This is a genomic window from Acidimicrobiia bacterium, assembly GCA_041393965.1.
Classification (GTDB): Bacteria; Actinomycetota; Acidimicrobiia; order Spongiisociales; family UBA5794; genus UBA5794.
Genome location: JAWKJB010000003.1, coordinates 22,089 through 40,856 on the forward strand (window position 1 = coordinate 22,089; position 18,768 = coordinate 40,856).

The following is an 18,768-nucleotide window of genomic DNA, read 5'->3' on the forward strand; positions in this document are numbered from 1 at the left end:
GCTCGCGACATGTCCTTCGCTGGTTCGGCCCGTCATGCGTTGTATGCTCGACTTGAGGATGTGCTGGGAACCGAGCACGCGGACACGCTGATGGCCCATCTCCCGACAAGCGCCAATGACGAGGCCGCCACCCGTGGCGACATCGTTCGCCTTGAGACCCACTTCGACGCGCTTGAGTCGCGACTTGACGCGCTCGAGTCGCGTCTTGATCGGCTGGAAGGGCGCTTTGACCGTCTCGAGGAGCGTTTCGACCGATTCGAATCGCGAATCGGGGAGATGTATGACATCATCATCGAGCAGCAGCGGTTCTACACGCGCAACACGGTCTGGTCGATGGTTGGGATGACCGCCATCTTCAGCCTCATCGTCACGCTCGTCGGCTGACGGTCCCCCGGTCGCCGTTGGTGGTTCTAGTCTGCGATCCGAATGCTCGCGGGAAGGAAGCCGGTGCAGGTCGTTGTCGATGGGTCGCCGCTGACGATCGACGAGGTTGTCGCTGTTGCGTACGGGGACGCCGAAGTCGTTGTCGGGGACGGGCTCGACGAACGCATGGCGCCCGCCGCCGAGCTCGTCGACCGGGTGGTGGCCGACGACCGGATCGTCTACGGCATCACGACCGGATTCGGCGCTCTCGCGAGCACCCACATCCCGCCCGACCGGGCGACCGACCTCCAGTACGACCTCATCCGTAGCCACGCGGCAGGGGTCGGTGAACTCATGCCCGCCGAGATCGTCCGTGCCATGCTGCTGTGCAGGGCACGCACCCTTGCGCAGGGCCATTCCGGTGTGCGCCCCGCCGTCGTGCGAGCCCTCATCGACCTGCTACGCAACGGCATCCTCCCCGCCGTTCCGTCGCAGGGATCCGTCGGGGCATCCGGCGACCTCGCACCGTTCGCCCATCTCGCCCTCCCCCTCATCGGCGAAGGTCTCGTGCTGTCCGACGACGGTCCCGTGCCGTCGGGTCCCGTGCTCGAAGCTGCCGGGATCGAGCCACTCGCCCTCCGGCCGAAGGAGGGATTGTCGCTGCTCAACGGAACCGAAGGGATGCTCGCAATGGGCTGTCTCGCCGTGCACCGTGCCCGCCAGCTCGTCGACGCGAACGATGCGGCGTGCGCCCTCAGCGTCGAGGCCCTCATGGGGTCGACCCGACCATTCGAACATCGGGTCCATGCCCTCCGGCCACATCCCGGACAGACCGAATCGGCGGCAAGGATCGGCAGGCTCCTCGAAGGATCCGAGATCTCCAAGATGCATCACGACGACTTCACGCACAAGGTCCAGGACGCATACAGCCTCCGGTGCGCCCCCCAGGTCCACGGTGCGGTCCGTGACACGATCGCCCGCGCAGAGTCGGTCTTCGGCATCGAACTCGGGTCCGTTGTCGACAACCCGATCGTGTTCCCAGACGATCGCGATGTCATCTCTGCCGGGAACTTCCATGGCCAGCCGCTCGCCTTCGCGCTGGACTTCCTCGCCATCGCCGTGACCGAGCTCGGCTCGATCTCCGAGCGAAGGACCGATCGCCTCCTCGACCCCGACCGATCGAGCGGGCTCACACCGTTCCTCGCGACCGAGCCCGGCGTGTCGAGCGGGTACATGATCACCCAGTACACCGCAGCGGGGATCGTTGCTGAGAACCGTGTGCTGTCCCACCCTGCGTCGGTCGAGTCGATCCCGACCTCGGGCCTCCAGGAGGACCATGTGTCGATGGGGTGGGGAGCCGCAACGAAGCTCAACACGATCCTGACCAACACCGCCCGTGTGATCGCCGTTGAACTGATGTGTGCGGCCCAAGGCGCCGAACAGCGCGAGGCGGCCCTCGCCCCCGGTACCGCAACCGTGAAGAACCTCGTCCGATCGGTGTGCAAACCCCTCGTCGCAGACCGACCGCCCGGCCCTGACATGGAGGCCATTGCGAACCTCATCGAGACCGGGGCATTCAGCCGGATCGGAGCACCATGACCAACGCAGCATTCGCATACGGCACCGGCCCCCGGACCGTGTCGGCACCAACGGGTTCCGACCTCACCGCCAAAGGCTGGCTCCAAGAGGCCGCTCTCCGGTGTCTCCTCAACAACCTCGACCCCGAGGTCGCTGAGGCCCCGATGGACCTCGTCGTGTACGGAGGGCGGGGGAAAGCTGCTCGGAACTGGGACGCTTTCGACGCCATTGTGGAGTCGCTCGTCGACCTCGACAACGACGAGACGCTCCTGATCCAGTCGGGGAAGCCGGTCGGTCGGTTCCGCACACACGAGATGGCGCCGAGGGTCCTGCTCGCGAACTCGAACCTCGTTCCGGACTGGGCGAACTGGGAGCACTTCTGGGACCTCGAGGAAGCCGGCCTGATGATGTACGGGCAGATGACGGCAGGTTCGTGGATCTACATCGGGACCCAAGGCATCCTCCAAGGCACCTACCAGACCTTCGCGGCGATCGCCGACCAGCGCTTCGGAGGATCTCTCACCGGAACGCTCACGCTCACCGCCGGTCTCGGAGGGATGGGCGGGGCGCAGCCACTCGCCGTGACGATGAACGGTGGCGTGTGCCTCGCCGTCGAGATCGACCCCGACCGCATCCGCAAGCGGCTCGACACCCGCTATGTCGACGAGGTCGCAGACACCCTCGACGGCGCGGTGGCAGCGGCGCTCGAAGCGAAGGCCGCGGGCGAAGCGACATCGATCGCGGTTGTCGGCAACGCAGCCGATGTCTTCGCGGACCTCCTCGCCCGCGGGACCGACATCGACATCGTCACCGACCAGACCTCGGCGCACGATCCGCTCAACGGGTACATCCCCGCTGGCATGACCCTCGCGCAAGCCGACGCCCTTCGTGCCGAGGAACCCGCCGAATATGTCCGTCGCGCGAGGGCATCGATGGCAGCGCACTGTGCGGCGATGGTCGGCTGGCAACACGCAGGCGCCGAAGTGTTCGACTACGGGAACAACCTGCGTGGGGAAGCTGTCGAAGGCGGCTACGCCGACGCCTTCTCCTACCCCGGCTTCGTCCCCGCCTACATTCGGGACCTGTTCTGTGAAGGTCTCGGCCCGTTCCGGTGGATCGCGTTGTCGGGTGACCCGGCCGACATCGGGGCCACCGACGACGCCCTCAGAGAGCTGTTTCCCGACGATGTGGCGCTGCGCCGGTGGCTCGACATGGCCGAGGAGCGTGTCGCGTTCCAGGGTCTTCCCGCGCGCATCTGCTGGCTCGGCTACGGGGAACGCCACCGGGCAGGCATCGCCTTCAACGACCTCGTCCGCACCGGAGCTGTGTCGGCTCCGATCGTCATCGGACGCGACCATCTCGATTCTGGCTCGGTGGCCTCCCCGTACCGGGAAACCGAAGCGATGCGCGATGGGTCCGATGCCGTTGCGGACTGGCCGATCCTCAACGCGCTGCTCAACACGGCGTCGGGAGCTGCGTGGGTTGCGGTCCATCACGGCGGGGGCGTCGGGATGGGCAAGTCGATCCATGCCGGTGCGCAGGTCGTCGCCGACGGTACCGACGCTGCTGCGCTGCGGATCGAACGCGTCCTCACCAACGACCCGGGGATGGGTGTCATTCGCCACGCTGACGCCGGGTACGACCTCGCGATCGATGTTGCCCGCCGTCGCGGTGTCCGGATCCCGATGCTTGACCGCTGAACCGTGTCCGACCTCCTCATCTCCAACATCGGCCAGCTCGTGACCAACGCACCGGGCCACCAGGGGCCGCTCGGCACCGTCGATGACGCCGCGGTTGCGGTTCGTCACGGCACCATCGCCTGGGTCGGGGAATCGGCAATGGTGCCGCCCGAGCACCGGGATCTGCCACGCCTCGACGCAGACGGCCACGCCGTCGTTCCCGGGTTCATCGATCCCCACACGCATGTCGTGTTCGCCGGTGATCGGGCGCATGAACACGCGATGCGTCTTGCGGGGGCCAGCTATGAAGCGATCCAGGAAGCTGGAGGTGGGATCTACGCGACGGTCATCGCCACGAGGGAGGCATCGCTGGCAGACCTCGTTCTTGCGTCCCACACCCGGGTCGCCCGCATGCTCGCCTCGGGTACCACCACCGTCGAGGTCAAGACCGGATACGGCCTCGACACGGCGACCGAGACCAAGATGCTCGATGCGATCGATGCGATCGACGCAAGCCTCCCGATCGACATCGTCCGGACCTTTCTCGGCGCCCATGTGGTCGCACCCGAGTTTGCAGGTGACCGTGGGGCGTATGTGGACCTTGTCGCGGACGAGATGCTCAACGCGGTGGCGGACAGGGTCGATTTCGTCGATGTGTTCTGCGACTCGGTCGCGTTCACCGTCGCCGAGACCCGAAGGATCCTCGAAGCGGCTCGCACGAAAGGACTGCGGGTGCGGCTCCACGCCGACCAGTTGTCCCATACCGGGGGAGCGGCACTCGCCGCCGAGGTGGGAGCGGTGGCAGCCGACCACCTCGACTTCGCGACCGACGCCGATCTGGTTGCGCTCGCGCGCTCGGGAACGGTTGCGGTCCTCCTTCCGGGGGTGTCGCTCACGATGGTCGAGCCACCCCCCGATGGGCGCCGGTTCATCGACGCCGGGGTCACCGTTGCGCTCGCGACCGACTGCAATCCGGGAACATCGTATGTCGAGACGATGCCGTTCATTGTCGCCCTCGCAGCGACCACCTCCGGCCTCACACCCGAAGAAGCGCTCTGGTCCGCCACCGCAGGCGGCGCCGTTGCGCTCGGCCTGAAGGACCGTGGCGTCATCGCCGCAGGCAAGCTCGGCGATCTCGTGATGCTCGACGCTGCGTCGTATGAACACCTCGTCTACCGCCCGGACGGGGACCTCGTCCGTCGAGTCATCAAGCGCGGCGTGGTGCTGTGACATCGGGCCTCGCCGATAGTCTTGCCAGCCACATGCGTCCGTACTTGACCCGCGAACACCCGATCCGGATGGCCCACCGGGGCAGCCGCGTCCTGTGGCCCGAGAACACGCATCACGCCTTCGACGGAGCGGCACAGTTCGGCTTGTGCTACATCGAGACCGATGTGAGGGTGACCCGCGACGGGGTGGTCGTCGTGTTCCACGACGAGACCCTCGAACGCACAACGAACGGCGTCGGCGCGGTCGCGGACTGGGACTGGGACGACTTGAGACACCTCGATGCTGCCTACCGGTTCTCACCTGACGCCGAATCGTTCCCGCTGCGGGGCACCGGAATCGGGATCCCCCGCCTTGACGACACCTTCGACACCTTCCCTGGCATCCATTTCAACATCGACCTCAAGGGACGCAACGCCGAATGGTCGGTCGCTGATGTCGTTGTTCGCAAGCGAAAACAGGACGAAGTTCTCGTCGGGGGCTTCATCGACACCCGCACGGCCCGGTTCCGGAGGATCACGAAGGGAAGGGTCGCGACCTCGGCAGGGTCGACCACCGCGACGGCCATGTACGCGGCCTCGCGAGTCGGGCGGACGATCAATCGAGGCGTCGACGCGTACCAGTTGCCCCACAAGATCACGGGTGCACGGATCGACCAGAAACTGGTCGACGCCATCCACGCGGCCGGGGCACAGGTGCACCTGTGGACGGTCGACGACCGAGATGACATGCTCCGGTTCCTCGCGATGGGCGTCGACGGCATCATCACCGACCGCCCCGATACGCTCAACGCGGTTCTTGGGGGGGACAAGGAATGACCCATGGAAGCCTCATCGGTCCCATTGTCCGGCTCCAGGTCCAGAAGTACCCCATCAAGGCGAAGGGAACCGGCTACATGCCTGAAGGCATCCTCGCCGTCGACCGCGCGTCGGTCGACGCCTCGGGGATGCTTGGTCACCACGACGACACCTGGGTTGTCGACGCCCACCACCGAACACACCCCATGTCGCGTGGGGGCGGTCGACGACCGCTGTCGGTCGGGTTCACCGGCCACTACCGCCTCATGGCGGATCGCTTCGGATCCGCGCCGTATGGGATTGCCGGGGAGAACATCCTGATCGACGGACCACCCCTGGCGCTCGAAGACCTCGTGGAAGGTCTCGTCGTCGAGACGACACATGGGACCCTCATCGCACTGGAAGGGGCACGGGTTGCCGCCCCATGTCTCGAATTCACCTCCTTCATGCTCGGACTGGACCATGTGGGGACACTTGAAGAGCTCGAAGGCCCACTCGCCGACCTCCACGACGGACGCCGCGGGTTCATCGTTGCCGCCAACGGGGCCGAATCCGCCGTCGAGGTGGCCGTCGGCGACCGAGTCCGCTTCGCAGGGGCAAGATGACCGTGTCCACGCAGCAGAAGATCCGGTATTCGGACTGTGACCCGCAGGGAATCGTGTTCAACGGCAACTACGCAAGGTACTGGGACGACGCGATGACCGACTGGATCGAAGACGCCGGATACGGCGGCCCGGAGCTCGGCGGCATCGGTGTCGATGTGGTCGCAGCGAGAATGGAGATCGACTTCAAGGCATCGGTGCGTCTCGGCGATGTGATCGAAACAACGGTGTCGGTCGGTTCGCTCGGCAACACCTCGATGACGCTCGGGTTCGTCACCACACGGATGTCCGACGGCGCCGTCGTTGCGTCCGGAAGGGAAGTCATCGTGTTCGTCGACCCTGAACAGTTTCGACCGGTCCGGATTCCCGATGATGTGCGCAAGGTGCTCGGAGCGCTCTGACTGTTGTACCGCGTGTGCCCGAATCCTCAACCGATCCGGAACGGGATCCCGTTCATCATGACGAGGCAATCGACGACCCGGTCGCGTGCCGCTTCGAAACCGAGGCGCTCGAAGAGCTCGTACGGTTCACCGTTGTGCTGGTGGTAGACCGTCAAGCCGTCGGCTCGCTCAAGGATGTAGAGGCCGTCCGCGGGACCGGGGATCGTCCGTCCGAGTGCTCTGAGCGCCGATAGGTCGGGGATCTCTGCGATCAGGTCGACGCGTTCGACCGTGAGCGCCTCCCGGAAATCCGAGCCCGTGGTTGCACGCCGTCCGAGCATCGCAGAAGCCACGGCGTGGGCCCGACGCTCGAGAATCGCCCTTGCCTGCTCCTGACGCGTGAAGCTCACGACACGACAGGCAGATACCAGGGCCGGGCAGTCTCGAACCGGTCGATCTCGGTCTCGTGTTCGAGGGACAGAGCGATGTGATCGAGGCCGTTGACGAGGCAGTGCTTGACGAACGGATCGATGTCGAATGTGGCATCGAACCCGTCCGCCGTCACGGTCTGGGCGGGGAGGTCGATTGTGACCGGCCCCCCTGTCGTCGTGGCGATCTCGACGAGCCGGTCGACTTCCTCCGTCGACAGTTCGACGGTGAGGAGTCCGACCTTCGAACAGTTGGTACGGAAGATGTCGGCAAACGACGGAGCGATGACTGCGCGGAAGCCCCAATCCTCAAGCGCCCACGGTGCATGCTCGCGGGACGACCCGGAGCCGAAGTTGTCCCCGGTCACAAGGATCACGGCGTCACGGTACCGAGGCTGATTGAGCACGAAGGTGGGATCGGGTTCGCCTTCGCGGTCCGACGCCCAGTCGAAGAACAGGAATTCGCCGAAGCCCGATCGTTCGACCCGTTTGAGGAACTGTTTCGGGATGATCTGATCAGTGTCGATGTTCGCCCGCGGGAGCGGTGCGGCAATGCCATGGATCGTGTCGACGGACCGCATCACAGGCCGTCCCTGATGTCGACGAAGTATCCGCTGACTGCGGCAGCGGCCGCCATGGCGGGCGAAACCAAGTGGGTGCGCCCTCCTCGTCCCTGGCGCCCCTCAAAGTTCCGGTTCGAGGTCGACGCGCACCGTTCCTCCGGTTGGAGGACATCGGGGTTCATCGCGAGACACATCGAGCAGCCCGCTTCACGCCACTCGAGACCGGCGGCGCGGAACACGGCGTCGAGGCCCTCTGCCTCGGCCTGCTGCTTGACGAGGCCCGACCCTGGTACGACAAGCCCCGTGACGGTGTCGGCGACTCTTCTGCCTTGGAGCACCGCCGCAGCCGCCCGGAGATCCTCGATCCGCCCGTTCGTGCAGGATCCGATGAACACGCGATCGATCGCGATGTCGGTGATCCTCTTGCCTGGCTCGAGATCCATGTACGCGAGGGCCCGGGTGATCGAGTCGCGCTCGAGCGGATCGTCGGTGTCGTCGGGGTGTGGGATACGGCTGGTCACAGGGAGGGTCTGGCCGGGGTTCGTCCCCCACGACACATGGGGCTCGATCGTCGCTGCGTCGATGATGACCTCCGCATCGAAGGAAGCACCCTCGTCGGACCCGATGCCGCGCCATGTCTCGAGTGCCTCGTCCCACGCGGTGCCCGAAGGTGCCATCGGCCGTCCCTTGAGGTAGGCGAAGGTGGTCTCGTCCGGTGCGATCATCCCCGCCCGTGCACCGGCTTCGATGGTCATGTTGCACACGGTCATGCGTCCTTCCATCGACAGTGCCTCGATCGTCGAGCCGCGGTACTCGATGACATGCCCGGTTCCACCTGCCGTGCCGATGCGGGCGATGATGGCCAGAATGATGTCCTTTGCGGTAACGCCCGTCGGCAGCGTGCCGTCGACGGTGATCGCCATCGATTTGGGCTTCGATTGCTGGAGCGTCTGGGTGGCGAGTACATGCTCGACTTCTGAGGTCCCGATGCCGAAAGCGAGCGCTCCGAACGCGCCGTGGGTCGCCGTGTGGGAATCCCCGCACACGATCGTCATTCCTGGCTGGGTGACACCTTGCTCGGGTCCGATGACATGGACTATGCCCTGCCGCTCGTCATCGATGTCGAACAGGCGGATCCCTTCGCGTTGTGTGTTCGCTCGGAGCGTCGCGATCTGCTTCCGTGAGAGCGGGTCGTCGATGCCCTGATCCCTCGGTGTCGTCGGTACGGCATGATCGATGGTCGCGAGGGTGAGATCGGGTCGCCTGACCGGTCGATGAGTCATTGAGATCGACTCGAAGGCCTGCGGTGATGTGACCTCGTGGACGAGGTGCAGGTCGATGTAGATGAGGGCCGAACCGTCGGCGTCCTCGTGCACGACATGGCTGTCCCACACCTTGTCAAGCATGGTCCGTGGCTTCGTCATGTCGCTCCTCGCCGGGTTCGGTGAGTGACCGGCAGGCTAATGCTCACCAGCTACGACCCCGCCGCGTCCAGCACGCCGGATGTGTCGCGCGTACCCAGGGTTCCCGTTCAACGAAAAGGTACTCCCTCGTCCACAGAAGCGGCCGTACCGTGGGCCACAGTTGACCTTTCAGTCGAACGGGAACCCTGGGTACGCGGAGTGGTGGGTCGCGGTTCTACGATGCGGGGATGTCGCTCGTTCTCGCCGTCGTTGCAGCTGTTGTCCTCGCGCCGCCGTTCGGAGCAGCATCGGCGACCGCGGTCGATGACACCGACGGACTCGTCGTCGAGGTCGTCGTCCAGTTCGACGCCGCTGCCGAGGCGGTCATCGTCCGGCCCCATTCGGACTTCGAGGAGCTCCCACCGACCGCAATGGCGGTGCAAGACGACGGCACATGGATGGCATGGGTGCAGCTGCCGACCGCGCAGAACTGGCAGATCACATTCGAAGGATTCCACCCCGACGGCGAGGTGGACCTCTCCGAATCCACGGATCTCCTCTCGCTTGGTGTCGACCCCGTCGTCATCACATCGGAGGTGACCGCGCCCCTCCCATCCCAACCGCTCATCCCCGCCGGGTCGTGGTGGCTCATCATCGGTGTGGTCCTTGCCGTGGCGGCGCTCGGGGTCCTCGCCGCTTGGACCTTTGGGGCAGATCGCACATCGGCGGTCGCCGATGCGCACACCGAGATCGCCGCGATCGACGACGAATGAGCCGGCTCGGGTGAACCCGTCCACCGAGCTGCCGAGCGGCGGCGCCCGGCTACCGTTCCACTAACTTTAGCACAGAGCGCTAAAGTGACGGCATGTCTGGAGAACTGTACGACCCGGTCGCAAACCCATATGCGCCAGGGGCTGGGACGCCCCCGCCGGCGCTCGTTGGTCGGGACGCCGTGCTCGAACAGGCTGACATTGCGATGCGGCGCCTCATGGCGTCCCGAACCACCCAGCACCACCTGCTCACCGGATTGCGTGGTGTCGGCAAGACCGTGCTCGTGTGGAAGATGGCGGCGCTCGCCGAGCACCTGGGCTATCGGGTCATCAGGCTCGAGGCGCTCGGTGGTGACGACACGATTCGCAGTCTGCTCCGTCAGACACGCCGCATCGCGCAGGATTTCGGTTCGGGCCCGGCGCTGACCCGACTGATGCGTTCGATCGACTCGGTATCCATCACGGTTGCCGGTACCGGCATCGGCGTCGGGCGGGAGGTTGCGACACCGGATCGCGACGCTCTCATCGATGTGATCTCCGACCTCGGGGCCATCGCGTCTGGTGCCGGTGTCGGTGTGCTGGTTGCCCTCGACGAAGCACAGACACTCGCGCCGGACGATCTCCGGCGCATCCTTGCGGGAGTGCACCGATGCTCACAAGACGGCCTTGCGCTGTACTGCGTCCTTGCGGGATTGCCGAATCTGGTCGGCGATGTGGCGAAAGCAGTGACCTATGCAGAACGCATGTTCACCGTCGCCGAGCTCGGGCCACTGACACCCGACCAGGTTGTCCAGGCCGTTGCTCAACCGGCCGCCGAAATCGGTGTCCGTTGGTCAGACGCTGCGGCCGACGCCATCGTCGACCGTTCCGACGGGTTCCCGTTCTTCGTCCAGACCTGGGCCTACCACACCTGGAACGCCGCTGTGGACGACCCGATCTCGGCTGCCGATGTCGAGCGTGCGGCACCCCACGCCGAACATGCTCTGGACTCTTCGTTCTTCGCTGCACGGATTGCTCGCATCCCTGAATCGGAGGTTGCCTATGTGCAAGCCCTCGCTTCGCTCGGGCCGGGCCCACACCGATCCGGAGAGGTGGCGGCGGCGGCGGGCCGGACGACACCCCAGGTCGCAGCGTTTCGAGACCGCCTGATCAGCGAGGGCGTGATCTACGCACCCCGCTACGGATGGGTCGAGTTCGCCATCCCGCACTTCGACCGATTCGTCACCAGGGCGATTCCCCGATCCTGAGAGGGTGTCCGCGTGCAGCCGCTCCGGAGGAAAGACGCCGGTATTCAGCCCCGACGCCTGCGTGTGGCGGCTACCAGAGCCCCAGCGGCGAGTGCACCTGCACCGGCGATCAGCCACACCTTCTTGGGCGGGGCCGGAACGCGCGGCCCGAGGCTGACCGGCCGCTGGAACTTGAGGATGGGCCATCCTTGCTCTTCCGCCTCGTCCCGGAGCTCCTTGTCCGGATTCACCGGGACCGGGTTCCCGACGGCTTCGAGCATCGGCAGGTCGGTGAAGCTGTCCGTGTAGGCGAATGAGGCTTCGAGGTCGATCCCGTCGGCAGCCGCGACCTCCCGCATCGCGTCGGCCTTCCCCGGCCCCATCACATAGCGTTCGAGCTCGGGGACATACCGGCCGAGACCGTCGGTCCTGATCCGGGTCGCGATGACATGGTCGATCCCGACCATCCGTGCGATGGGCGTGACGAACTCCTCGGGACTCGCCGACACCACATACACCGAGCGGCCCGATCGGCGGTGCTCGTCGATGAGGAACAGGGCCTCGGCGAACACGAGCGGCTCGATCACTTCGTCGAGAGTCTGCGCGACGATCGCTTCGATTTCGGCACGATGCCAACCCGAAACCAAGTCGAGCATCTCGTTGCGGGCGCGTTCGAGGTCGTCCTCGTCTGCCCCGAAGAGCATGTAGGACAGCTGCGCGATCCCCAGTCGGACCAGCGTCCCGCGCCGGAGAAAACCCGCCTTGTACAGCGGGCGCCCGAACGCGAGCGTGGACGAACCGGCGATGATCGTCTTGTCAAGGTCAAAGAACGCGGCTGGTTTCATCATCGGGAAGTGTATCGGTCGGGTCCCGGTGCCAGATGAGCCCTCCTTCGGCGCATCACGGACCCCTTCCCCTTGACCGTGCAGTTCGATATGTTCTTGCTGCTTCCCCTCCTGCCAAACCAGGAGGAATCCCGTGGCGGTTGTCGCCCTGTGGCCGTCCAACGACTTGCTGTTGAGTCTGATCGCTCCCATCGGCCTTGCTGCGACGCGGCGACAGTGCCTCGTCATCGACCTCGAAGCAAACGGGCCTGCGATGCGTGCCCCGTTCAGCCTCGCGGATCTGGTGCGTGACGGGCCGACACGAGCACAGCTCGAACCGACCGGACCGGGTGTTGCCATCCTCCCGAACGGTGGTGTGTCGACATCGGACGCATCGACGGTGGTTTCGGCACTCGCGCAGCGCTGGCCCGATGTGGTACTCCGCTGCGACCCTTCCCTTCCGCCACCCCGGTCCGCAGTGTGTCTTGTTCCGCTCCTGCCCGAGCCATTCACACCGATGGGGGCCAACCGGATCGTGTATCAACAGCTCGGTTTCCCCGTCGACGCACCAGCCGGTTCCCTAGTGCTGCCCCGCCCGTCGCGACCGACCGTCGATGCGCTCGTCGCCTTGCGTGCACCGCCCGGCCGGTCGCGCTGGCTCCGCAAGCTGTCGACCATCTGGAGCACCGCATGAACGATGTCGACCGGATCGTGGCTTCGATCATCGGATCCGATGTACCCCTCGAGCGAGTCGCCGTCACCCGTGCCGCGGCCACCGTCAAACCCGATGAAGCACCGATCGCCCCCCACCGGGTCGTCCACGATGCGGTCGACGAGCTCGTCGGCCTCGGTCCGCTCGAGCGCCTCCTCCGCGACCCGACCGTGTCCGATGTGCTCGTCAACGGACCGGCCGAGATCTGGGTGGAGCGCTCAGGTGCGCTCGAACTGACCGATGTTGTGTTCTCGGGTGCCGATGCCATCGTTGGGGCGGTTCGGCGTGTGATCGCCCCGTTGGGACTGCGGCTCGACCGTGCGGTTCCCGCCGTCGACGCACGCCTCCCCGACGGTTCCCGGCTCCACGCAATCATCCCGCCCGCTGCCGTCGACGGCCCGATCGTCGCTGTGCGTCGGTTCCTCCACACCGTGGTCGATATGGAAGGCTTCGTCGCCATCGGAGGGATCGACCCCGACGGTGCCGAACTGCTTGAAGCGGCGGTTCGGTCCCGTGAGAACATCCTCGTCGCAGGCTCCACCGGGGCAGGCAAGACGACCCTGCTCAATGTGCTGTGCGCCGCAATCACCACCGGCGACCGGATCGTGACCATCGAAGATGCCGCCGAGCTCGACATTGCCGGTCATGTCGTCAGGCTCGAAGCCCATCCACCGAATGTCGAAGGCAAAGGCGAAGTGACGATCCGGTCGTTGCTCGCACATGCCCTCAGGCTCAGGCCGGACCGGCTCATCGTCGGGGAAGTGCGAGGCCCTGAGGCGCTCGACATGGTTCAGGCCCTCAACACCGGCCACGCCGGTTCGATGTCGACGGTGCACGCCAACGGCTCGGCTGAAGCACTCGCCCGTCTCGAGTCGCTGGCGTCGATGGTCACCTCGAACCTGTCGGTGTCGACGCTCCATGCCCAGATCCGTTCGGCGTTCGACCTCGTCGTGTTCGTCGAGCGAGCCGACACGGGACGGCGGGTCGGGTCAGTCCATCGTGTGGAGCCGACCACGCTCACGGAGATCTACCCGTGTTGATGTGGACCCTTGCGATCATCGCGGTGCTGTGCGGAGCCCCGTGGCTGCTGGTCGGTGCCGCGGTCCTCGTCGCCGTGACTCCGATGCCGGGGATGGTGGCGTTGGTCGCTGTCGGTGCGATCGCCGGTATCCGGGCTCGGCGAAGACAGGCGAAGGGACGATCCGAAGTCACCTTTCTGCGGTCGGTTGCGTCAACCGTCGCCGCGGGGGGAACGCTGCGGGACGGTGTTGTCGCTTCTGGCCTCGCCGGTTCCCATGTGCTGCGACTCTGCAAGGCGGGGGCTTCGATGACCGATATCGGTGTGGCCGCATCGCGCGACCTCTTGGTCAACGGGAGGGCATTTGCATCCCTGTGCGCGATGTCCGAACAGACGGGTTCGTCGGTTGCCGCATCGATCACTTCCCTTGCGACACGGGCAGCCAAGCGCGAGTCCCGCGAACGCAGGAAGCGGGTGTCCCTCGCCCAGGTGCGGTTCTCGGCCTTGATCGTCGGGGTCGCTCCTCTCGCCCTGACGACGGTGATCACCGCCGCCCGTGGGATCCCTGAACCCGGCGGAGCGGCAGTGATCATCCCCATGATGGTCGGCGCGGCTCTCGAAATCCTCGGCACGACGATCGTGTTTCGCATGTCGGTTCGTCCCCAACGATGATTGTTGCCGCCGCTGCGCTCGCGATTGCCTACGGCGTGCTTCGGGGCCCATACCGCACGATCGTGATTCCGTCGATCGCCGTGGCGGGAATCCACCCCGCGCTTGGGCTCGCATGGGGCGCAAGCCATCTCGCGGTCGTGCGATCCCGTCGGATCGGATCGATCAGGGCGGCCGCCCGCGATGAGCGCTGCGAGCAGCTCCTCGCGATCGACCTCGTCGCGAGCGGCGTAGAGGCGGGTGTCGCCTTCACAAACGCTGTCGAAACCGCGATTGCCCATCTTCACGATCCCGTCGCGGGCGATCTCGCTCGACGGCTCCGTTTCACGAACCGCCGGATTCCGGAACATCGCGACGATGGCCCGATCGATGCCATGTTCGACGCTGCCGAAGTGTCGTCGGTGACCGGGGGCGCGCTCGCCAACGATCTGCGCGAACTCCACCGGACCGAGATCGAGCGGGACGACACGGCCGTCGAGGAACGCCTCCAGCGGTTGCCCGTCAAGATGCTCTTTCCCCTCGCTTTGTTGATCCTTCCGGGCTTCTTGCTCACGACCGTTGTGCCAGCGGTCGTCGCCGGAGTGTCCCGACTCGCCCCCTGACCACCGGCAAGACCACCGGCAAGACCACCAGCAAGACCACCAGCAACAAGGAGAACCCATGATCACAACCGAATCCGGTCAGGCAACCGCCGAGTATGCGCTCGTGCTGATCGCTGCGGCAGTCGTGGCCCTTGCTCTCATTGCGTGGGCTTCGACCACCGACGCCCTTCCAGCGTTCTTCAACTCGGTCATCTCGAAGATCGTTTCGTTCGCGAACGGTGCGTGAGCCCGCGGCGGGTATCGGTGCCGAAGGAGCATCAGCGGTCGTCGAGTTCGCGCTCGTGCTTCCGCTCGTCCTCGTGTTGCTGTTCGGCATCGTTGAGGTCGCCGTGATCGCGCGGTCCGAGATCCAGCTCATCCACGCGGCAAGGGAGGGGGCGCGTGAGGCAGCCGCGTCACCCGACACCTCCCGAGCGGCAAACGCCGTGCGGTCCGCCCTCGGCGATCTCGGATCACGGGCACGCATCGGTGTGTCGCGACCAGCAGCGATCGGCGCTCGGGCCACGGTGCGGGTCTCGGTACAGCATCGGGTTGCGGCCCCCATCTTCGGCGGGTTCACCGTGACACTCTCTGCGTCTTCGACGATGCGTGTCGAACGGTGACCAATCGTGAGCGTGGGTCGATGCTGGTCGGCTTCGGCCTGATTGCAGTGCTTGTCGTGTTCATCGGGGCCGTCGGCGTCGTCGGTGCTGCCGCCGCTACCTACGCACGCGCCGCGACCGCGGCCGACGCTGCCGCCCTCGCAAGCGCACCCGTCACCTTTCGGCCCTTCGGCGCGCGGGGGTCACCGAGGCAGGAGGCGAGTCGCTTTGCCCGCATCAACGGAACCCGTCTCGTGTCGTGTTCGTGTCCGGTGAACCGTGCGTGGATCGAACGGACGGTGTCGGTGACCGTGGCACGGACGATCACCCTCCCGCTTGTCGGGGAGATCACCGTGACCGCGACAAGCCGTGCGGTGTTCGATCCGACCCGCCTGCTTCCCGATGGGTCTGGAGTTCCCTGATTCGAGTCGCCTAGGCTTGCGCTCCATGCAAATCGTGATTGTCGGTGCTGGCGCCATCGGGTCGTTCCTCGCAACCAAACTCTCGATGGAACGCCAGGATGTCGTCGTGATCGAATCCGATCCAGAGGTTGCCGCCGCTGCACAGCGGGACATCGACTGCCTCGTGATCACCGGTAACGGTGCATCGGTCGAGACCCTCAAGCAGGCCGGAATCGAATCCGCCGACCTGCTGATCGCTGTCAGTTCCTCCGATGCGGTGAATGTCCTCGCGTGCGCCGCGGGGACGAGGCTCGGCATCCCCTTCAAGGTCGCGAGGGTCGAGGACTCACAGCTCAAAGCCGAAGTCGAAGCCCTCGGTGTGGATCTGGTGATCGACCCCGGAGCTGCCGCGGCACGGGAACTTCTCGCCTTGGCGATGGGGGGTGAGGTGGCAGAGATCGTGTACTTCGCCGGAGGCGATCTCATGTTGATCGGAGCGTTCATTTCCGACGACGCCACCTTCGTGGGAAGGACCCTCGCCGACCTTCGCGCCACGCTCCACAGCTGGGACTGGCTCGTCGTGGCGATCATCAGGGACAACCGGACGAAAATCGCCAGAGGCTCGACGACCCTCAAGGCAGGGGACCATGTCCTGATGATGGCGCGGCGCGACAACAAGCGCGAGGCGTACGAGTGGCTCGGTCTCTCGAGTGAGCCAGCGCGCAAGGTCATCATCCTCGGCGGAACCCGGGTCGCAACCCTCGCCGCGGGGCTGCTCAGTGAGAATCGAATCAGTACGACCCTCATCGAACCCGACATGGATCGCTGCAAGGTGATCGCAGAGCACTATCCGCGGGTCGTGACCGTCTGTGGGAATCCCACCGACCCGAAGCTGTTGATGTCCGAGAACGCCGGGGATGCCGACTCGGTGATGGCGTTGACCGGCTGGGACGGCGAGAATGTGCTCGGGGCGCTTGTTGCGAAGTCGCTCGGGGCGCGGGAGGTCATCTCGAGGTTCACCAACACCGACTTGATGAGCATCGGATCTTCGATCGGCATCGACGCCACCGTGAGCTCGCGGCTGTCGGCAGCGAACGAGATCCTGCGGTTTGTCCGGCGGGGAGCGATCTATTCGGTCGCGACCTTCTCGGACTCCGACGCCGAAGCGATTGAGCTCGAAGTGGGTCCGAACAGTCCCGCGGTCGGCAAGACGCTCGCCGAACTCAGGCTTCCGAAGTCGATGATCATCGGCGGCGTGCAGCGTGGCGACGATGCGTTCGTTCCAAGGGGAAGTACGCGCATCGAAGTCGGCGACCATGTGATCGTCATCGCACTCCCGGATGCCATCGAAGCAGCAGAGAACCTTTCGGGTTAGCCGTGTCGTGGCGAAACCTTCTTCATGTCGTCGGAGCGGTGGTCGCTGCGATGGGTGTCGCCATGGCCACATCGGTCGCGGTGGCGATGATCTACGGCGAATGGTCCGATGTGCCGGGGCTCAGTGGCGCCGCGGCCGTCACGATCGTGACCGGTGCGGCGCTGTGGAGATTCTTCGATCGACCGGGTGAACTCCGCTCGCGTGAGGGCTTCGCTGCGGTCGGGCTTGCATGGATCGCGCTCGGGCTGTTCGGGGCGTTGCCCTACCTGCTGACCGGCGCGATTCCCGATGTCACGAATGCCGTGTTCGAAGCCTCAGCTGGGTTCACGACGACCGGGGCGTCCATCCTCGCCGATCCCGGAGCGATGCCCCACGGAATCCTGTTCTGGAGGTCGCTCACGCAGTGGATCGGCGGTATGGGGATCATCGTGTTGTCCGTTGCGATCCTCCCATTGCTCGGGATGGGTGCCGTCCAACTGGCAAGGGCAGAGTCACCAGGGCCCGCCCCCGACCGGCTCACGCCGAGATTCTCCGAGACGGCGAAGCGCCTCTGGTATGTCTACGCGATCCTGACCGCTGTCGAGGTGGTGTTCCTCTGGTTCGGTGACATGAGCTTCTTCGAGTCGGTGAACCATGCGTTCACGACGATGTCGACCGGGGGCTTCTCCACGCATCTGGGCTCGATCGGCGCCTACTCCCCGTACACGCAGTGGGTCGTCATCGTCTTCATGGCGGTCGCAGGGATGTCCTTCACCCTGCACTATCGGGTGCTGACCTGGCGTGACCCGCTGGCATACCTCAAATCGGTGAGCCTCAGGGTCTACCTCACCATCATCGGCGCCGCAGCCGTCCTGATGACCATCGGCACCTGGGGTGACGCCGTGGCGACGACGATCAGGGACGCCGTGTTCACCTCGTTGACCATCGTGACGACCACCGGATACGCAACCACCGACTTTTCGGCATGGGTGCCTGCACTCGGGGTGATGATCGTCGGGCTGATGTTCGTCGGCGGGATGGCTGGCTCCACCTCGGGTGCCATCAAATCGGACCGGCTGCTGATCCTCTCCCAGGCATCGAAGACCGATGTCCGGCGGCTGATCCATCCGAGGGGCGTGTTCGTGACCCGCGTCGGGAAAGAGGCGGTCCCCGATCTCGTCGTCGAGACCGTCCAGACCTTCTTCCTTCTGTACATGTTCGCCTTCATGACGGGCGTCTTCCTCGTCGCCGGAGTCGGGTTCCTCGCAGATTCGGACCTCAGCATCACGACCATGGTGTCGGCGGTCGCCTCGTCACTTGGCAATGTGGGGCCGGGACTCGAAGAGGTTGGCCCGGCCGGGAACTACGAGGATGTGCCGATGCTGTCCAAGTGGGTGCTGTCGTCCCTGATGATCGTGGGGCGGCTCGAGATCCTCCCGATTCTCATCTTGTTCAATCCCGAACTGTGGAGGAAGTAGCGCCGGGTTCTGGCGCTCGATCCCACCCAACGGCACTCGGAATCTGTTGTCGCCGGTCGCGGGTCCGTATACTGCCGCCGATTCCCGAGTTTTCCCCGACCAGGAGTGAGATC

At 65.5% G+C, this 18,768-nt stretch carries 22 protein-coding genes; 18 read left to right on the plus strand and 4 right to left on the minus strand.

All coding sequences use genetic code 11. From position 1 onward, the window contains the following. The first annotated feature begins 9 nt into the window (after positions 1-9). Genes R2823_08785 through R2823_08815 form a run of 7 tightly spaced genes read left to right on the plus strand, consistent with a single transcriptional unit; the run spans position 10 to position 6,647 of the window. A complete protein-coding gene (locus R2823_08785) occupies positions 10-384 on the plus strand; it encodes a hypothetical protein (protein MEZ5176284.1) in 375 nt (124 codons plus the stop codon). A 42-nt stretch (positions 385-426) separates the two neighbouring features. Beyond that, on the plus strand, positions 427-1,962 hold the full coding sequence (gene hutH / locus R2823_08790) for a histidine ammonia-lyase (protein MEZ5176285.1): 1,536 nt from the start codon (positions 427-429) through the stop codon (positions 1,960-1,962). Continuing rightward, entirely contained in the window at positions 1,959-3,641 is a 1,683-nt protein-coding gene (gene hutU, locus R2823_08795; protein ID MEZ5176286.1) for a urocanate hydratase, read from the plus strand. Before hutH ends, hutU begins: the two co-directional genes overlap by 4 nt. Positions 3,642-3,644: 3 nt before the next feature. Then, positions 3,645-4,850: an imidazolonepropionase gene (gene hutI, locus R2823_08800; GenBank protein ID MEZ5176287.1), complete on the plus strand. Its 1,206-nt coding sequence runs from the start codon at positions 3,645-3,647 to the stop codon at positions 4,848-4,850. Positions 4,851-4,882: 32 nt separating this feature from the next. Beyond that, positions 4,883-5,665 (plus strand): glycerophosphodiester phosphodiesterase, encoded by a 783-nt coding sequence (locus R2823_08805; protein MEZ5176288.1) that lies wholly within the window; start codon positions 4,883-4,885, stop codon positions 5,663-5,665. Next, positions 5,662-6,249 (plus strand): hypothetical protein, encoded by a 588-nt coding sequence (locus tag R2823_08810; protein MEZ5176289.1) that lies wholly within the window; start codon positions 5,662-5,664, stop codon positions 6,247-6,249. The genes R2823_08805 and R2823_08810 overlap by 4 nt, the downstream gene beginning before the upstream one ends. Then, positions 6,246-6,647, plus strand: a complete 402-nt coding sequence (locus R2823_08815) for a thioesterase family protein (protein ID MEZ5176290.1) — start codon at positions 6,246-6,248, stop codon at positions 6,645-6,647. The genes R2823_08810 and R2823_08815 overlap by 4 nt, the downstream gene beginning before the upstream one ends. Before the next feature lie 26 nt (positions 6,648-6,673). Here R2823_08815 and R2823_08820 read toward each other — a convergent pair whose 3' ends face one another. The 3 genes from R2823_08820 to leuC are packed head-to-tail and all read right to left on the minus strand — an operon-like array spanning position 6,674 to position 9,041. Continuing rightward, positions 6,674-7,036 (minus strand): hypothetical protein, encoded by a 363-nt coding sequence (locus R2823_08820; GenBank protein ID MEZ5176291.1) that lies wholly within the window; start codon positions 7,034-7,036, stop codon positions 6,674-6,676. Beyond that, positions 7,033-7,635 (minus strand): 3-isopropylmalate dehydratase small subunit, encoded by a 603-nt coding sequence (gene leuD / locus R2823_08825; GenBank protein MEZ5176292.1) that lies wholly within the window; start codon positions 7,633-7,635, stop codon positions 7,033-7,035. The genes R2823_08820 and leuD overlap by 4 nt, the downstream gene beginning before the upstream one ends. Beyond that, positions 7,635-9,041 carry a 3-isopropylmalate dehydratase large subunit gene (gene leuC / locus R2823_08830; GenBank protein MEZ5176293.1) on the minus strand — a complete coding sequence of 469 codons (1,407 nt, stop codon included), beginning with the start codon at positions 9,039-9,041 and terminating at the stop codon, positions 7,635-7,637. The genes leuD and leuC overlap by 1 nt, the downstream gene beginning before the upstream one ends. Before the next feature lie 227 nt (positions 9,042-9,268). Here leuC and R2823_08835 point away from each other — a divergent pair, with 227 nt between their 5' ends. Beyond that, complete coding sequence (locus tag R2823_08835; GenBank protein MEZ5176294.1) at positions 9,269-9,793, plus strand: hypothetical protein; 525 nt, start codon at positions 9,269-9,271, stop codon at positions 9,791-9,793. A gap of 92 nt (positions 9,794-9,885) precedes the next feature. Continuing rightward, on the plus strand, positions 9,886-11,037 hold the full coding sequence (locus R2823_08840) for an ATP-binding protein (GenBank protein MEZ5176295.1): 1,152 nt from the start codon (positions 9,886-9,888) through the stop codon (positions 11,035-11,037). 44 nt (positions 11,038-11,081) lie between these two features. Here the strand turns inward: R2823_08840 and R2823_08845 are convergent, their stop codons facing one another. Further along, a complete protein-coding gene (locus tag R2823_08845) occupies positions 11,082-11,861 on the minus strand; it encodes an HAD family hydrolase (GenBank protein ID MEZ5176296.1) in 780 nt (259 codons plus the stop codon). A 133-nt stretch (positions 11,862-11,994) separates the two neighbouring features. Here R2823_08845 and R2823_08850 point away from each other — a divergent pair, with 133 nt between their 5' ends. Genes R2823_08850 through R2823_08890 form a run of 9 tightly spaced genes read left to right on the plus strand, consistent with a single transcriptional unit; the run spans position 11,995 to position 18,655 of the window. Further along, on the plus strand, positions 11,995-12,534 hold the full coding sequence (locus tag R2823_08850) for a hypothetical protein (protein MEZ5176297.1): 540 nt from the start codon (positions 11,995-11,997) through the stop codon (positions 12,532-12,534). Continuing rightward, entirely contained in the window at positions 12,531-13,592 is a 1,062-nt protein-coding gene (locus R2823_08855) for an ATPase, T2SS/T4P/T4SS family (protein ID MEZ5176298.1), read from the plus strand. The genes R2823_08850 and R2823_08855 overlap by 4 nt, the downstream gene beginning before the upstream one ends. Next, complete coding sequence (locus tag R2823_08860; GenBank protein MEZ5176299.1) at positions 13,586-14,242, plus strand: hypothetical protein; 657 nt, start codon at positions 13,586-13,588, stop codon at positions 14,240-14,242. Before R2823_08855 ends, R2823_08860 begins: the two co-directional genes overlap by 7 nt. Then, the gene (locus R2823_08865) at positions 14,239-14,841 is read left to right on the plus strand and encodes a hypothetical protein (protein ID MEZ5176300.1); all 603 of its coding nucleotides are present in this window, start codon (positions 14,239-14,241) and stop codon (positions 14,839-14,841) included. Before R2823_08860 ends, R2823_08865 begins: the two co-directional genes overlap by 4 nt. Positions 14,842-14,899: 58 nt before the next feature. Then, a complete protein-coding gene (locus tag R2823_08870) occupies positions 14,900-15,067 on the plus strand; it encodes a hypothetical protein (protein MEZ5176301.1) in 168 nt (55 codons plus the stop codon). Next, positions 15,060-15,443, plus strand: a complete 384-nt coding sequence (locus R2823_08875) for a TadE/TadG family type IV pilus assembly protein (GenBank protein ID MEZ5176302.1) — start codon at positions 15,060-15,062, stop codon at positions 15,441-15,443. The genes R2823_08870 and R2823_08875 overlap by 8 nt, the downstream gene beginning before the upstream one ends. 20 nt (positions 15,444-15,463) lie before the next feature. Further along, positions 15,464-15,844 carry a hypothetical protein gene (locus R2823_08880; protein MEZ5176303.1) on the plus strand — a complete coding sequence of 127 codons (381 nt, stop codon included), beginning with the start codon at positions 15,464-15,466 and terminating at the stop codon, positions 15,842-15,844. Between the two features lie 25 nt (positions 15,845-15,869). Further along, positions 15,870-17,198, plus strand: coding sequence for a Trk system potassium transporter TrkA (gene trkA, locus R2823_08885; protein ID MEZ5176304.1), 1,329 nt, complete (start codon positions 15,870-15,872; stop codon positions 17,196-17,198). A gap of 2 nt (positions 17,199-17,200) precedes the next feature. Continuing rightward, complete coding sequence (locus R2823_08890; protein MEZ5176305.1) at positions 17,201-18,655, plus strand: TrkH family potassium uptake protein; 1,455 nt, start codon at positions 17,201-17,203, stop codon at positions 18,653-18,655. Positions 18,656-18,768: the final 113 nt, after the last annotated feature.

Bases quoted from the DNA above. Each gene is read 5' to 3' on its own strand.
- R2823_08785 (MEZ5176284.1), top strand. From the start codon at position 10: ATGTCCTTCGCTGGTTCGGCCCGTCATGCGTTGTATGCTCGACTTGAG.
- hutH (MEZ5176285.1), top strand. From the start codon at position 427: ATGCTCGCGGGAAGGAAGCCGGTGCAGGTCGTTGTCGATGGGTCGCCG.
- hutU (MEZ5176286.1), top strand. From the start codon at position 1,959: ATGACCAACGCAGCATTCGCATACGGCACCGGCCCCCGGACCGTGTCG.
- R2823_08805 (MEZ5176288.1), top strand. From the start codon at position 4,883: ATGCGTCCGTACTTGACCCGCGAACACCCGATCCGGATGGCCCACCGG.
- R2823_08810 (MEZ5176289.1), top strand. From the start codon at position 5,662: ATGACCCATGGAAGCCTCATCGGTCCCATTGTCCGGCTCCAGGTCCAG.
- R2823_08815 (MEZ5176290.1), top strand. From the start codon at position 6,246: ATGACCGTGTCCACGCAGCAGAAGATCCGGTATTCGGACTGTGACCCG.
- leuD (MEZ5176292.1), bottom strand. From the start codon at position 7,635: ATGCGGTCCGTCGACACGATCCATGGCATTGCCGCACCGCTCCCGCGG.
- leuC (MEZ5176293.1), bottom strand. From the start codon at position 9,041: ATGACGAAGCCACGGACCATGCTTGACAAGGTGTGGGACAGCCATGTC.
- R2823_08835 (MEZ5176294.1), top strand. From the start codon at position 9,269: ATGTCGCTCGTTCTCGCCGTCGTTGCAGCTGTTGTCCTCGCGCCGCCG.
- R2823_08840 (MEZ5176295.1), top strand. From the start codon at position 9,886: ATGTCTGGAGAACTGTACGACCCGGTCGCAAACCCATATGCGCCAGGG.
- R2823_08845 (MEZ5176296.1), bottom strand. From the start codon at position 11,861: ATGAAACCAGCCGCGTTCTTTGACCTTGACAAGACGATCATCGCCGGT.
- R2823_08855 (MEZ5176298.1), top strand. From the start codon at position 12,531: ATGAACGATGTCGACCGGATCGTGGCTTCGATCATCGGATCCGATGTA.
- R2823_08865 (MEZ5176300.1), top strand. From the start codon at position 14,239: ATGATTGTTGCCGCCGCTGCGCTCGCGATTGCCTACGGCGTGCTTCGG.
- R2823_08870 (MEZ5176301.1), top strand. From the start codon at position 14,900: ATGATCACAACCGAATCCGGTCAGGCAACCGCCGAGTATGCGCTCGTG.
- R2823_08880 (MEZ5176303.1), top strand. From the start codon at position 15,464: ATGCTGGTCGGCTTCGGCCTGATTGCAGTGCTTGTCGTGTTCATCGGG.
- trkA (MEZ5176304.1), top strand. From the start codon at position 15,870: ATGCAAATCGTGATTGTCGGTGCTGGCGCCATCGGGTCGTTCCTCGCA.